The organism is Sporosarcina soli (genome assembly GCF_042655805.1).
Classification (GTDB): domain Bacteria; phylum Bacillota; class Bacilli; order Bacillales_A; family Planococcaceae; genus Sporosarcina; species Sporosarcina soli.
Genome location: NZ_JBHSNO010000005.1, coordinates 907,197 through 922,397, shown reverse-complemented (window position 1 = coordinate 922,397; position 15,201 = coordinate 907,197). Strand labels below are relative to the sequence as shown.

The 15,201-nt window shown below is 41.0% G+C and carries 12 protein-coding genes; 10 read left to right on the top strand and 2 right to left on the bottom strand.

The genetic code is table 11. The features are described from left to right. Positions 1 to 10 precede the first annotated feature (10 nt). Together ACFPRA_RS08530 and ACFPRA_RS08525 are read right to left on the bottom strand one after the other, a co-directional pair. Positions 11 to 1,333: a helix-turn-helix domain-containing protein gene (locus ACFPRA_RS08530; protein ID WP_381432707.1), complete on the bottom strand. Its 1,323-nt coding sequence runs from the start codon at positions 1,331 to 1,333 to the stop codon at positions 11 to 13. A gap of 2 nt (positions 1,334 to 1,335) precedes the next feature. Further along, positions 1,336 to 2,661, bottom strand: coding sequence for an amidohydrolase (locus ACFPRA_RS08525; RefSeq protein ID WP_381432704.1), 1,326 nt, complete (start codon positions 2,659 to 2,661; stop codon positions 1,336 to 1,338). A gap of 367 nt (positions 2,662 to 3,028) precedes the next feature. Here ACFPRA_RS08525 and ACFPRA_RS08520 point away from each other — a divergent pair, with 367 nt between their 5' ends. The 10 genes from ACFPRA_RS08520 (at position 3,029) to ACFPRA_RS08475 (ending at position 15,117) form a co-directional block, all read left to right on the top strand. Beyond that, entirely contained in the window at positions 3,029 to 4,186 is a 1,158-nt protein-coding gene (locus tag ACFPRA_RS08520) for an ABC transporter substrate-binding protein (RefSeq protein WP_381432701.1), read from the top strand. Positions 4,187 to 4,197: 11 nt separating this feature from the next. Then, positions 4,198 to 5,064 (top strand): branched-chain amino acid ABC transporter permease, encoded by an 867-nt coding sequence (locus ACFPRA_RS08515; RefSeq protein WP_381432696.1) that lies wholly within the window; start codon positions 4,198 to 4,200, stop codon positions 5,062 to 5,064. Between the two features lie 13 nt (positions 5,065 to 5,077). Then, positions 5,078 to 6,121 carry a branched-chain amino acid ABC transporter permease gene (locus ACFPRA_RS08510; protein WP_381432692.1) on the top strand — a complete coding sequence of 348 codons (1,044 nt, stop codon included), beginning with the start codon at positions 5,078 to 5,080 and terminating at the stop codon, positions 6,119 to 6,121. After that, positions 6,114 to 6,899, top strand: a complete 786-nt coding sequence (locus tag ACFPRA_RS08505) for an ABC transporter ATP-binding protein (protein ID WP_381432689.1) — start codon at positions 6,114 to 6,116, stop codon at positions 6,897 to 6,899. The genes ACFPRA_RS08510 and ACFPRA_RS08505 overlap by 8 nt, the downstream gene beginning before the upstream one ends. Continuing rightward, the gene (locus ACFPRA_RS08500) at positions 6,892 to 7,590 is read left to right on the top strand and encodes an ABC transporter ATP-binding protein (RefSeq protein ID WP_381432687.1); all 699 of its coding nucleotides are present in this window, start codon (positions 6,892 to 6,894) and stop codon (positions 7,588 to 7,590) included. The genes ACFPRA_RS08505 and ACFPRA_RS08500 overlap by 8 nt, the downstream gene beginning before the upstream one ends. Positions 7,591 to 7,933: 343 nt before the next feature. Then, entirely contained in the window at positions 7,934 to 9,316 is a 1,383-nt protein-coding gene (locus tag ACFPRA_RS08495) for an aminotransferase family protein (RefSeq protein ID WP_381432684.1), read from the top strand. Positions 9,317 to 9,386: 70 nt separating this feature from the next. Beyond that, positions 9,387 to 10,505 carry a class II histone deacetylase gene (locus ACFPRA_RS08490; protein ID WP_381432681.1) on the top strand — a complete coding sequence of 373 codons (1,119 nt, stop codon included), beginning with the start codon at positions 9,387 to 9,389 and terminating at the stop codon, positions 10,503 to 10,505. 64 nt (positions 10,506 to 10,569) lie between these two features. Further along, positions 10,570 to 12,051, top strand: coding sequence for an aldehyde dehydrogenase family protein (locus tag ACFPRA_RS08485; protein WP_381432678.1), 1,482 nt, complete (start codon positions 10,570 to 10,572; stop codon positions 12,049 to 12,051). A 105-nt stretch (positions 12,052 to 12,156) separates the two neighbouring features. After that, positions 12,157 to 13,536, top strand: a complete 1,380-nt coding sequence (locus ACFPRA_RS08480) for a purine-cytosine permease family protein (RefSeq protein WP_381432676.1) — start codon at positions 12,157 to 12,159, stop codon at positions 13,534 to 13,536. A 156-nt stretch (positions 13,537 to 13,692) separates the two neighbouring features. Further along, positions 13,693 to 15,117 carry an APC family permease gene (locus tag ACFPRA_RS08475; protein ID WP_381432673.1) on the top strand — a complete coding sequence of 475 codons (1,425 nt, stop codon included), beginning with the start codon at positions 13,693 to 13,695 and terminating at the stop codon, positions 15,115 to 15,117. Positions 15,118 to 15,201 lie beyond the last annotated feature (84 nt).

The window sequence follows — 15,201 nt, the reverse complement described above, 5'->3', positions numbered from 1 at the left end:
CTTTGGTTACTTATTCACCATTATTCGAGAGGAGATCCAGGCCTACTTGATAGATATTCCGTGGTCGCCCTCGTGTAGTAGGCGCTTCTTGGCCAACAACTTTTGCAATACCGACATTAGTGAGATTAGTAAGAAGTCGGCGTGCATTGCGCTCGGTCATCTTGAGCCATTCGGCGATTTCAGCAGCTGTAATGTTATGCTTGCCTAAGTTTCGCTGGACAGACATGATTTTGTTGAATGAAGTGATGGAGACACCGCTTTCTTTCAACAGATTACCTATAGCCTCATCTTCGTTTCTAAATTCAAAGGAAATACTCTTGGTTTTATTAAGAGGTCCTTTGACGGTTCCATTGTTTTCGACTAAAAATGCACTGTTCGGGTTATAATTTTGGGCATGTAAGAGTGCCAATCTTGCATTTTCTTCCGCAGCAAGGGAGGAGTCTCCGTAGCCGATTCCGATATTAGCAGGCAGGTCCGTAATAATGGATAATTGATCCAATAGTCGCACGCTTTGATGACCAGCATCTTGCAAGGAACCTCGCGTTGAAAAGATGATGAAAGTCCCGGTCCCAATCGATAAAAATGAGCCGGAGATAGATTCTGTGAACGATAAGACTGCTGATTGCAGTTCCAAGTTCAACCGATGTAAATCATATGAAAATGAATGGGGCTTTTCAATTTTATTGATGTTATCGATTGTAATCAACATGACAGTAAGCTGGGATTGTTTGAAATTCAAAGCCTCCCATTGTTGCAATGCAATACTAAAGGTTGATCGCATATTCGCTCGGGTAGGCGTGACCCTATAAACGGGGATATTCTTACTATTTAATATTTCAAACACGTCGCTTAAACAAGTTACACAAACGGACACTTTGCCTTCTTCATATAAATCCGCGTGAAAATTCACGATTTCTTCGATTGGGGTAAAGCCATGATATTCATAAAGATGGCAGTTTTCATCCGAAACGTTCAATGAACGATAAGTCTCCGTAACATCGCGTTTTTCGAGCATGTCAAAACTAATTCTATCCAGTTCTTTTTTGCCTTTATACACAACATCCAATAATGACCTTGTTAAGCTAGACCCGTTAAATTTCAGATAGAAAAAGAGTTGATTTGACGAACTTTTTTTTGCAAGGGAATAGGGAGTGAGGCCTGAGAAAACCCAAATGTCGATAGCATGCTGATTCTTTTCAACAATTTCGGTTGTTTCGACAGCGTTTTTATATTCAAAACAAATCGGGATCATTTTTTCATCGAATTCCTGGGCAATCTCATTCATAATTTCTACAGTATCTCTTGGTCCTACAATTCCGACTCTTGTTTTCAAAGTTATTTACCTCCGTATGATGATATTAAGGAAATTTCAGGCTGCGTGATGCAGGAAACAATTGTTTTTACGGCAAGAGGAATCACTTCTTCATCGATATCAAACTTTTCATGATGATGACCCGCAGCAAGTGTGGTCCCGAACAGGACATAGGCGGCTTGCCCTCCGTTTTCCTTTACACGTGACATCATATAGGTAGCGTCTTCCGATCCGCCCGATGTGAAACTGCTCGTAATTTTATGGATTTCTTCAACTTGACCAGCAGCCTCACGTAAGAAATTCAATAGGGTCTCACTTGGTGAACAAGTCTGCGCTGCTCCAACAATTTCAATCATCGTTTCCACTTCATACATATCTCCTGAGGCTTGTACAATTTTACTAACGCGTTCAAGCATATAGTCATTTATATCCGTATTGATCCCACGAGTTTCCACTTCAATGACAGCCTTGTTCGGGATAATGTTACGGGCACTACCTGCATGGAATGTGCCAACATTGATACGGCATTCACCTTTACTATGTGATGAGATGGCATGCATATTCAAGGTTGCTGTAGCAGCGGCTAATAAGGCATTTTTACCTTCTTCTGGATTAGCTCCTGCGTGTGCCGCCTTACCTAAAAAGGATATATTTAACTTTGTCGTAGCAAGGAAGCCCAGATCACTGCAGACAAATTCACCAAGTTCCGCGCCTAAACCAATATGTTGGGAAAGGAAAATATCGACATCATCTACAACACCAGCTTCCACCATCGATTTGGCACCCCGCACGCCTTCCTCAGCGGGTTGGAATATCAGTTTGAATCTACCTCGCAAACGATCTTTTATCTTGGACAGAAGGGAAGCGACTCCGAGCCCGATTGCCATATGTGCATCATGACCGCACGCATGCATCATCCGTTCATTGACTGAAACGAATCCACGTTTTACAGGCAAATGGGTATCGTCATGAGATTCCTGCAGATCCAAAGCGTCCATATCAAAGCGCAATCCAATTGTTGGTCCCGGGCGACCTGTATCCAAAATACCGACGATTCCTGTAAACCCGTCCCGCAATAGGGAAATCCACTCCGGATCCGCTCCTTGCTGGAGGGCTCGACTATATTGCTCTTCCAAATAGTTTTGATCAGGGACCCCCATTCTGGAATGAGCGTCCATCACTTCGATACCGGCACGGATATCATACCCCAAACGTGATAGTCTGGAAGCGATAAGGGAAGCTGTGCGGAACTCTACCCAACCCGCTTCCGCATAGGTATGAAAATCACGACGCCATTCAATCAATAAATCTTTTATTTCATCTGTCATTTCCGAAATTCGAGTCTCCATCTGAACCCTCCTCATTATTTTCTTGTTATAATAATTATTTTGGTAACCTAAACTGGGGAGAATATATTTCAATTCTTAATCAACTGAGGCGTCTTACAGTAGACAATTCTAATATATCACACCGGAAAAACTTTATGTATTTCAATTATTCTAAAAAATGTCTTGACTGTTTTCAGATTAGAGTTTATATTCTTAATTAATAGATGCAGGTGTTAGAGATGTATGATTTATCTATTTTTAATTTGGGTTGATTTAAGGACAATTTCTTAAATAGATGATTAAGAAAGGGAGGGATCCATTTTAAAATAGACTTTAGTAAGCGATTACCGTTTTAGGCATCGACTAAATTATTCACGGGGGGATAGAAATGAAGTTCGGTAAACAAAAGAATGCATTGGTAGCTACTATTATCGCGCTTATGCTAGTCCTTGCAGGATGTTCGTCAGGGGAAGAGAATTCTGCGGAGGGGAAAGAGTCTGGTAAAGGGGACACGATCCGAGTTGGATTGCAAGCTCCAATGACTGGGGACAACGCACAATACGGACAAGATATGAAAAATGGGGTCGATCTCGCATTCAAAAAGCTAAATGCAGAAGGTGGCGTGAATGGAAAGAAACTGGAGTTGATCGTTGGGGACGATAAAGCAACTCCATCCGAGGCAGTTGCCGTAGTGAACAAAATGGTTATGAATGACAAGGTGAAGGCGATTATTGGTGGCTATAATTCATCACCAACATTAGCCGCCCAAGAGGTATCGAAAAATGCGAAAGCATTACATGTTCATATGGGTGCAAGTCCTGAATTTACGTCGTTGGAGAATGAGTATCTATTTCGCATTATTCTAACAGGCCAAGTGTATGTTCCGGCAGTCTTGGAGTATATGGCTGAGGAAAAAGGCGTCAAGAAGATTGCGTCACTTTATGAAAATACGGATTATGGCATCACAATGTCCGAATCTGCAAAAAAAGCGGCGGCATCGGTAGGTGTAGAATTTATTGCGACAGAAACGTATAACCCGGGCGATAAAAACTTCTCCTCACAATTATCGAAAATAAAACAACTGAAGCCAGATGCTGTGATGATCGTAGGCTTGTACAATGAAGTGGCATTAATTGCCCAGCAAGCCAAACAAGCAGGATTAGATGTCCAGTTCTTTTCACCGGATGATTCGATGTATTCCGATCAACTTATTGAATTGGGTGGAGATGCAGTTGAAAATCATATTTTTGCATCCATGATCAACATGGATATGGACACTGAGGCAATGAATGAATTTATAAAGTTGAGTGAAGAGAATAATATTCAACCTGAAGCGAATACGGCGATTGCTTATGACGCAGCGATTACTCTCGCAAAAGCTTTTGAAGAGGGTGGCGATTCGCCTGAAAAAGTCCGTGATGCACTAGCACAAATTCAACTGAACGGAACAACTGGTTTAATTCAATTTGATGAAGACGGAGAACGTGCAAATGCTCCGATGATTATGCAAGTGAAAAACCAAAAATTCGTAGTAATCCAAGAATAGGGTGATTATGTATGATTGTAGATCAATTAATCAATGGGATTGTCTTGGGAAGCGTATATGCGTTGATGGCGATTGGTTATACAATGGTTTGGAATGTGCTCCGGTTCATTAACTTTGCACATGGTGAGGTGTATATGGGAGGGGCATTTGTTGCCATAACCCTCATGTATCTAGGAGCCCCGATATGGGTGGCTTATACATGTGGAATGTTGGCAGGGGCCTTACTCGGTTACTTAATGGAGAAGCTAGTTTATAAAAAAATGAGAAACGCGCCTAAATTGAACTTACTGATTGCTGCAATTGGCATTGCGATTTTACTTCAAAATTTGGCGCAACTTATCTGGGGTGCTTCGCCTGAAAGACTGGCCTCCCCGTTTCTCACCGATAATATTAATATAGGTGGAATGATGATCAACCAGCATTACATCTTCATCATTATTGTGACGATTGTTGTCATGATTCTATTGGAGGTTTTCATCAATCGTACATTGATGGGAAAGGCGGTTCAAGCTGCTTCCCAAAATATTCAAGCGACAGAATTGATGGGGATCAATGCGAACAAAGTAATCTCCATTACATTTGCCATTGGTTCGGCCGTGGGTGCGCTGGCAGGTATATTGGTCGGTCCAGTCTTCCTTGTTTACCCGACAATGGGTGTGTTTGCGGGACTAAAAGGTTTTACCGCCTCTGTTATGGGGGGGATGGGAAATATTCCAGGTGCAATGGTAGCCGGCCTGATGCTTGGCGTACTTGAAAGTTTCGCGGCAGGTTTTATCTCTTCCGGGTATAGGGATGCTGTTGCCATGGTCATCTTGTTGGTCATTCTGTTAGCTCGTCCACAAGGGATCTTTGGTAAAGTCGTGGCAGAAAAAGTATAAAGGAGTAGAAGGTATGGAGCTTATCAGAAAGTTGGGAAACCGCAAGCTTGGATTGTTCATTGGAGTAATTGCCTTACTGATGCTTCCCCTTGGAATAACGAACCCATACTTTATGTATATCATTAATCTGATCCTTATTTATATACTTCTTGTACTTGGATTGGATTTACTCGTTGGCTATACAGGCCAAGTGTCCATCGGGCATGGTGCGTTCTTTGGGATAGGAGCTTATATTGCAGCAATCTTTTCAACGAAACTCGGCCTCTCATTTTGGTTGACCTTACCGATAGCAATCCTTGTTACGGCCATATCTGGTTTTGTTATCGGGTTTATCGGCTTGAAACTGATAGAAGAATACTTGGTGATGGCGACACTTGCCTTCGGAACAATTATTTGGTTGGTATTTCTGAATTGGACAAATATGACGGGAGGTCCGATGGGGATTGCTTCAATTCCATCCCCGCCTGCCCTGAATTTCGGAATCGTCGAGTTGTCTTTTACCCAATACGCCGATTATTATCCTTTACTTCTTTTCTTCGTGATTGTAGCGATTATAGTTACAAAATTGTTGATTAGATCTGGCTTCGGACGGGCTTGTACAGCCATTCGGGATGATGAACTGGCTGCACAGTCGATGGGGATTCCGGTTTTTAGAACGAAAGTGGTCATGTTTACGATCTCGGCGGCTTATTGTGGTGCTGCCGGAACTTTATATGCGCATTTCATACATGTGGTAAGCCCTGAAACTTTCAATTTTACGATGTCGGTCACAATTTTAACAATGGTCATGATTGGTGGAAAAGGCTCTATCATTGGAGCTGTTCTAGGTGCTTCCTTACTGACGGTTTTCTCTGAAGCATTACGTGCAGCGCCTGAATTGCGTATGCTGATCTATGGATTGTTAATTGTCATCATGATGATGTTCTTTCCGAGAGGCATCATGGGGATCATCCAATATTTTAGGAACCACATCGTAAAACGTAATTTAATGAAGGAGAAAAAGAGGGCTGCAAATGCAAAGGTGGATGTAGAGAAAGAAGGTTTGGGATATGAATAATGCAAATTCCGCTATTTTAACGGTTCAGGGACTATCTAAGTCATTTGGGGGTGTGAAGGCTGTAAATGGCCTTTCATTTTCGGTTAAAAAAAATCATATACACGCCATCATAGGACCCAATGGTGCAGGAAAAAGTACATTATTTAACCTGATAACAGGTATCATCTCTCCGGATGAAGGGGAAGTGCGTTTTTTCTCCGCCGATATCACCTCCTTGCGGTCAGATCATATTGCGAAACATGGTATTTCAAGAACCTTTCAAAATATACGCCTGTTTCCAGATATGACGGTTTTTGAAACGGTGTTAATCGGAACGTATTTATTAACAGGGGCAAAGTTAGCTCCAGCCTTGTTTTTGACGAAAATATTCAGAGAAAATGAACGCGCTGCTAAGCAACGCGTGGAAGAGATATTGAAATTTGTCGGACTATGGGAGATGCGTGATGAGTATGCAGCGCAATTGTCTTATGGGAATCAGCGTAGGGTGGAGATTGCAAGGGCGTTAGCAACCAAACCGCAATTATTATTGCTGGATGAACCTACTGCAGGAATGAATCCGAAAGAGACGAAGGAGTTAATGGATTTGTTTACTTCTGTAAATAATGAGGGGATTACGATTCTCATCATTGCGCATGATATGCACTTGGTGAACACATTATCAGACCAGATTACAGTGATTAATTTTGGAGAAAAGCTAGTGGAAGGAACTGCCGAGATGATTCAGAAACACCCTGCGGTAATCGAAGCCTATATGGGGAAGGTGGAGGCGAATGCTTAAAGTACAGGATTTACACACGTATTATGGTCAGGTGTGTGCATTGGAAAATATGAGTTTTTACGTGAAAGAACGAGAAGCGGTATCGGTCATTGGTGCAAATGGTGCAGGAAAGAGCACGCTTTTAAAAAGTATCATGGGAGAGGTCCGACCTAAAAGTGGGAAAATAACACTGTCTGATAAAGTAATCACAAATTCGAGAACTTTTCGGTTGGTTCATCACGGAATGACTTTAGTGCCTGAGGGAAGGCAAGTATTTCCGTATTTATCCGTTTGGGATAATTTACTGTTAGGCGGATATACATTAAGTCATAAAGAGCGCTTGAAAATGGCTGAGGAAGTGTCCGAGCCGTTTCCCATTCTCCGTGAACGGAAAAATCAGATGGCGGGATTATTATCCGGAGGAGAGCAACAAATGCTTGCCATTGCGCGTGCAATGATGGTTAGTCCGAAATTGTTATTATTGGATGAGCCATCTATGGGGCTATCACCAAGGCTTGTGTATGAAGTGTATGAAAAAATTGCGGAATTGCATCAGCGAGGGACGACGATTTTGTTGGTAGATCAAAATGCGGAAATGGCCATTGATTTTTGTGATAGAGGCTATGTCCTAATGGCAGGTCGTCTCGTAGGTGAAGGGACAAAGCAAGAATTAAAGGAAACTGAAATTGTTCAAAAGTCTTACTTAGGTTGAATTTGAAAACAAGACGTAGTAACCGGAAAAGTATATTCAATAGTAGGTTTACTAGGAAATTTGATAGAATTATATTTTTTTATTGACAAAATTACTTTTGATTGTATATTTGGAATTGAGGGATAATTCGATAAACGTGTCTTGTGTTTTACAACGAAGGGAATACGATGAATTCTCCACTTTTAAATCTCATATATGGACTATTTAAGGATATTATCTTTAAATGGAAGCCGATTAAAGGGGAGGCGTCGCCTAAGGACAGAATTTAGTATAAAAGATTCTTAAATGATGTTAAACGGTAATTTCGGTCTTATTATTTCTACTAATCATAGGGGGTAATGAAATGGTAAATGTATCTGCTTCTACTAGTAAAATTCAAGAGTTGAGTGAACTGGATAAGAAATACTTTTTACATCCGACAACTGTTCCAAAAGCATTTATTGAAGAGGGGCCGAAAATTATCTTTTCCGAAGGTAACGGAATTCGAGTGAAAGATATAAAAGGTGATAGTTATATTGATGGCGTCTCCATGCTGTGGAATGTGAATCTCGGTTACGGCCAAAAAGAACTAGCGGATGCGGCACATCAGCAGTTATCGAAACTCCCGTACAGCTCATCATTTTACGGCTATTCAAATGAGCCGGCGATCCGTCTTGCAGAAAAAATTGTTTCTTTAGCTCCTGGAAAATCAAGTGCTGTATTTTACACGTCGGGTGGTTCTGAATCGAATGAAACCGCCTTCAAATTGGCTCGCTATTATTGGAGTTTAAAAGGGAAAAGTGAGAAAAAGATCATCATTTCCATCAAGCGCAGCTATCATGGTGCAACGATTGCGACAGGAAGTGCGACGGGGATTGAAGGATTCCATAACTTCTCAGGTTCTTCCGGTAACGATATGATCCATGCAAAGGGACATTTGACAAATTGTGAACTGGGAGACAAAACGGATCCGGAATATGAAGGTTGTATTCGTGATGTGATAGAAAAAGAAGGTGCCCATCGAATAGCCGCAGTCATTCTCGAACCAATCCAAGGGGCGGGTGGCGTGCATGTCTCTCCTGACGGTTATTTACAAGCTGTTAAAAAGCTTTGTGAAGAAAATGAAGTTCTTTTCATTGCTGATGAAGTCATTAGTGGTTTTGGGCGGACCGGGAAAATGTTCGGTGTTAATCACTGGGAAGTGGAGCCCGATATCATCTGTGTAGCAAAAGGGATCACAAGCGGTTATTCACAATTGGGTGCGGTCATCTTAAGTGAAGAACTACGGGAGACATTGGTACAGACTGAACAGATTTTAGGTCATGGGTTTACGTATAGTGGTCACCCAACTGCTTGTGCGGTCGGTTTAAAGACAATTGAGATAATTGAACGGGATAATCTAGTTGAAAACGCAGCGAATATGGAGAAAATATTGAAGGAAGGGTTCGTTTACCTTCAAGACAAGCATCCACATGTTGCTAAAACGAGAGCAGTCGGATTACTAGCCGGCTTTGATTTACAGGCCGACCGAGATAATGACGTTCCGTTTGAGCAATCGATTCGTGCAGCTAAAACAGTCGTTGAAGAATGTTTTAAACGCAAATTGATCTTGCGTGCTGCCGATTTTGAAGTCGGAAAGAATATTGTCGCGGTTGCCCCTCCGTTAGTTATCAATAAACAAGAGCTGGAAGAGGTTATTGGCATAATTGACGATGCACTGACTTCATTTGAAAAAAGTTTAGGCTAATGATGAGAACAGGGGGCTCTTACTGATTTTGGTTCCCTGTTTACATTCTGATATGGTTGGGAGGATGAAAATGAAAACAGGTTATATCTATGATGAAAGTTATTTTTGGCATGATAATGGAAGTGGAACATTGTATCTTCCATCTGGTGGGTATTTAGAACCAGATGTATTCGTTGAACATCCATTAACCAAAAGACGCGTTAATAATTTGATGGAAAGATGCGGAATCATGAGGGAATTGGAACAGATTCGACCTCGATCGGCAACCCGGGAAGAAATTGAGTTGTTCCATACATCGGAGTATGTAGATAAGGTCAAACATTTGAGCGATACGACAGGCGGGGATGCTGGTGATCATGCCATTGTCGGAAGAGGTTCATACGAAATTGCCTTATTATCTACGGGTGGAGCATTAACAGCTGTTGATTCCGTTATGAAGGGTAGGGTGGATAATGTTTATGCACTCACTAGACCGCCAGGCCATCATGCTGAAGCTGATAGGGGCATAGGTTTTTGTATTTTCAACAATGTTGCTATAGCTGCTAAATATGCAAGGAAAAAATATGGATTAGAAAGAATCATGATCATAGATTGGGATGTTCACCATGGAAACGGCACAGAAAAGGCATTTTACAATGATCCGAATGTGTTGTTTGTCTCAGTTCATCAAGATTTAAATTTTCCCAATAATTCGGGGTATGCAAAAGATGTAGGGGAAAATGTCGGAAAAGGTTTCAATGTAAATATCCCTTTACCTCCTGGATCAGGTGATGCGGCTTATGTAAGCGTATTCAAAGAGGTGATCAGACCTTTAGCCGATGAATTTAAACCGGAACTAATCCTTATTTCCGCAGGACAGGACCCAAGTATGTTCGATCCATTGGGAAGAATGTTGGTATCAGCTAAAGGGTTCGGAAAAATGACAAAGGTCATGATGGAAATTGCCGAAAAACACTGCGGCGGTAAATTGGTCATGTGTCACGAGGGCGGTTATAGCAATTCTTATGTTCCATTCTGTACACTTCGGATCATTGAAGAACTTAGTGGTATCGAAACGGATGTTGAAGACCCTTTCGCAACCGGATCCAATGGTTATCCTGATTTGGTATATAGCAATCAACAAGAAGCAATTGATCATGTGATAGATATTCAATCCGAGTACTGGGAGACATTTCAAGTAAAAGTTTGATCGTTAATGTTATAGCTTGGGCAAAATGAAGGTCGATACAACAAGGGAAAATAGGAGGCTAGGTATGAATACTCAAACAGTAGAATTGAATAAAAACGTAGCGGAATTCTTAAAAGGGACGAAGAAGTTATTTATTAATGGGGAATTTGTGGAATCGGAATCCGGAAAAACGTTTAATACGTATAACCCTTCTACGGGTGAGGTATTGGCGGTTGTATCCGAAGCTTCGGAAAAAGATGTCGATAAGGCGGTAAAGGCTGCAAGAAAGGCATTTGAAGATGGACCATGGCCAAAGATGACTGCTGCAGAAAGATCTCATTTGATGTACAGACTGTCTGACCTCATTGAAAAGCATCAAGAAGAACTTGCGATCATTGAAACGCTTGATAACGGAAAACCGATTAATGAAGCAAGACTGATTGATTTGCCTAATTCAATTGAAACTTACAGGTACTTCTCCGGATGGGCTACAAAAAACATGGGACAGACCATCCCCATTTCAGGCAATCTATTAAACTATACAAAGCATGAACCTGTGGGGGTAGTCGGGGCCATCGTTCCGTGGAACTTCCCGTTAATGATTGCAGGTTGGAAGGTCGCACCTGCCCTTGCAACGGGTTGTACAGTTGTACTGAAGCCGGCGGAACAAACACCATTATCTGTTCTTTATTTGGGAAAACTTATTAAGGAAGCTGGCTTTCCGGATGGGGTGATTAATATCGTGCCTGGTTTTGGTGAAACAGCAGGTGCAGCAATTGTTGAACATCCGGATGTCAATAAAGTTGCGTTCACGGGTTCTACTACAGTTGGGCAAAGCATTATGCGTGAAGCGGCGAAGACTATGAAGCGTGTATCGCTTGAATTAGGTGGGAAATCCCCAAATATCATCTTGCCGGATGCGGATCTATCAAAAGCAATCCCAGGTGTATTTACTGGAATCATGACGAATCAAGGGGAAGTCTGTAGCGCAGGATCAAGAATCTATGTTCATAAAGATTTGTACGAACATGTTGTTTCCGAATTAACTACCCTTGTAGAAAAAGTGAAAATGGGCATTGGTATGGATGAAGAGACGCAAATGGGACCACTTGTATCATTGGAACAACAAAAGAGAGTGCAAGATTATATAGAAATTGGTAAAAAACAAGGGGCAAGAGTAATTTCTGGTGGAGTTTGTCCTGAGAAAGGTTATTTTGTTCAGCCAACCATCTTTGCGGATGTCACGAATGATATGCGAATTGCACAAGAAGAAATTTTTGGTCCGACTGTTGTAGTCATATCATACGACGATATTGATGATGTTATCGCTAAAGCGAATGATTCCGACTATGGACTAGCAGCAGGTATTTGGACGGAAAATGTAAAAAATGCGCATTATATAGCAGAGCGTTTAAAAGCGGGAACGGTCTGGATTAATACTTATCTTCTCGTAAATCCGGCAGCTCCATTCGGTGGCTTTAAGCAATCTGGATTTGGTCGTGATATGGGGTCTTACGCATTAGACAATTATACGGAAGTAAAGAGTGTCTGGTTAAGTCTAGAGTAATTTATACATTTATGTAGGGGGGGCAACTGGTAAAGTCTTGCTACTCCCTGCAAGATGTAGTGCATATTAAGACGGATTTGCGACTAAAAATCTAGGGGGATCAATATGAGCGGGACTAAAGCTAATTCGATTGAACAAAGAAGTTATGAATATATCCCTTTAGAGGAAAGAAGGGGAAATCCAAAACAATTATTTTTTACTTGGTTTGCCGCGAATACAGTTTCTACAACATTGATCACCGGCGCTTTGGCTATTATCATTGGCTTGAATTTTTGGTGGGCAAGTCTCGCAATAATTGTTGGGCATGCACTTGGGGCTGTAATTATGGCACTACATTCTGCCCAAGGTCCAAAGTTGGGTATTCCGCAAGTAATGCAAAGCAGAGCCCAGTTTGGTTATTTCGGCGTTGTGTTGCCGATGTTGATCGTCTTTACGATGTACCTTGGATATGGAGCTAGTAATACAGTTTTAGTAGGTCAGGGGATATATGAGTCGCTAGGAATCAATATTAATGTAACGATTCTGGTCAGTTTAGTTCCCATGGTATTTTTAGCAATCTATGGTCAAGGATTAATTCAAAAATCAATGAGACTATATACATTTGTGTATGTGATCATATTTGCTTTATTGACTGTACTTGTAATGAGTCAAGTATCTATGGAAATGCTTAGTCAAGGTAGTTTTTCTTTCACTCAATTTGTTTTGGCAGTTTCCATTTGTATCACTTGGCAAATTACATATGGACCATACGTATCTGATCATTCACGCTATATGAAGCCTCATGAAGGGAAAAAAACGTTCCTTTACTCATATTTAGGCAGCTTTCTTAGCTCATCGTGGTTGATGCTTTTGGGTGCTGCTCTAGCAAGTATGGTTGTAAATGGAAATGTTATGGCGCAAATCAAAGAATTAGGTGGAGGTACAGGTGTTTTACTCGTCATCTTACTATCGCTCGGATTAATTGTAATTAATTCACTGAATATTTACGGAGCAGGGATTATTCTACTGTCCATAGCGAGTAATTTCATTAAATTTAAAACGACGATTAAAATACGCGTATGTGTATCGATTGTTGTTGGAGTGATTTTAGCGCTAGCAGCGACAGTAGGTGCGGGAAATTTTATGACTTATTTTCAGATGTATCTGAGCTTTATTCTCTTCTTTATCATTCCTTGGAGTGTAATTAATTTAACTGACTTTTACTTGTTGAAACGTCAGTATTTTCAGCCTGAAGATTTTATGGATGAAAACGGCGAATTAGGAAAATTGCGTATGAGTTCTTTAGTAATCTATCTGTTGGCGGTCACATGCCAGATTCCATTTACGAATAATGGAGTTTATCAAGGGCCTATATCAAAAATGATGAATGGATTGGATATTGCATGGATAGTAGGACTTGTTCTCTCTTTTAGTCTATTTTACAGTTTTGAAAAATTTAAGGAAGCCAAGAAAAAAGAGGTCCTGACAAATGCAAAACAAATTTGATCCATACATCGAAACTATTAAGAAGATGAGTTCGCCATAATTCAATCTGTCATTTATTCGGCTCTTCTTAAAAGTAGTCCCATTCACTCAAAATAGAAGGAAATTGGGAAACATGAATTTTAGTTATTCAACCTGTAAAAAGGAGGGAATCTAAAGATGACTAAACAGTTGAAAAGAACTCTTGGATTATCGGCGGCCATTGCAATGGCTGTAGGAATTGTTGTCAGTTCCAGTGCACTGGTTTCATTAGGACAAGGATTTGGTATAGGGGGACGCGGTTTTCTATTAGCGATGCTAGCAGCGGTATTCTTAAATCTATGTATAGCATTTTCATTTTCAGAGCTTTCGGGCATGATTCCGAAAGCGGGGGGGATTAATCACTATACCCTGCCAGCGCTTGGACCTTTCATGGGCATGATTTCAGTAATAAGCGGCTATGTGCTCGTAACCATATTTGCGGGTAGTGCGGAGGCAAGTATTGCGGGAATTGTATTTGCTGAAATATTCATCCCAGGTGCTAATCCGATACTTATATCAATAGTAATAACCGCGCTACTAGCAGCGGTCAATATTATGGGAGTGAAATTTTTTAGTTATACCCAAATCATTTTGACGACGTTATTGATTGGATCTACCATTATATTAGGCATTATCGGTTTAACAGGGATCGGCGCTTCAGGTGAACCTTTGCAAATGGCGACAGAATTCAATCCGACCGGTTGGGGTGTTTTCAGTCTAACTGCTTTGGCCATATGGTTGTTCATCGGTGTCGAATTCGTAACACCGATGGCAGAGGAGATTAAGAAGCCGAATAAATATATCCCGATCGCCATGATTGCAGCATTATTTATAATCCTATTTGCAGATCTCCTCTTTGGATTTGCATCTCTCAGATTCGTGCCATTGGATATCTTGGCTGGTTCGACAGCACCCCATGTTGACACTGCCAGCGCAATGCTCGGTAGGACAGGGTTAGTCTGGATGGGGATCGTCACAATTCTGGCTACGACAAGTACGTTGAATACTCTGATTGCCGCCATTTCCCGAATGCTCTATGGGATGGGGTTGGAAGGACAATTGCCAAAAATTTTTTCTAAAACGAATCGGTATGGTACACCTTGGTTTTCCATAGTGGTTTTAAGTTCATTGTTCGTCGTTTTTCTACTCAACGGACTCACCACAAGTGATTCACTGGTGACCTTTATACTAGCGGGATGTTTTTGTTGGTTAGTCACATACTTTATCGCTCATTTGAATGTTGTAATTCTACGTTTCAAATATCCGGATTTAAAACGACCTTTTAGATCGCCGTTTGGACTCACTTTTCAGTTGATCGGGATGCTTGGGATATTATATGTAATGTTTAATATGTCGCCAGATACTGCAATGAAGCAATCGATTTATCAATATTCCTTTGTTTTTTTAGGAGGGACAGTTTTCTACAGCGCTATTTGGGTTAAGTTTGTCATGAAACGTAAGCTTTTCAAACCCATCCCTCTGGAAGATGTGGTGGAAATTACATCGGGTTCATTCGAAGAACCTAAAACTGCTCCTGTAGATGAGCAATTAGTAGTTAAATAATCTTGTAAAACAAAAACATGATTCTGGTTATTGACATTCTTTTAAATAGTCTGTATATTATACTTAAAGTATTATACAACACCT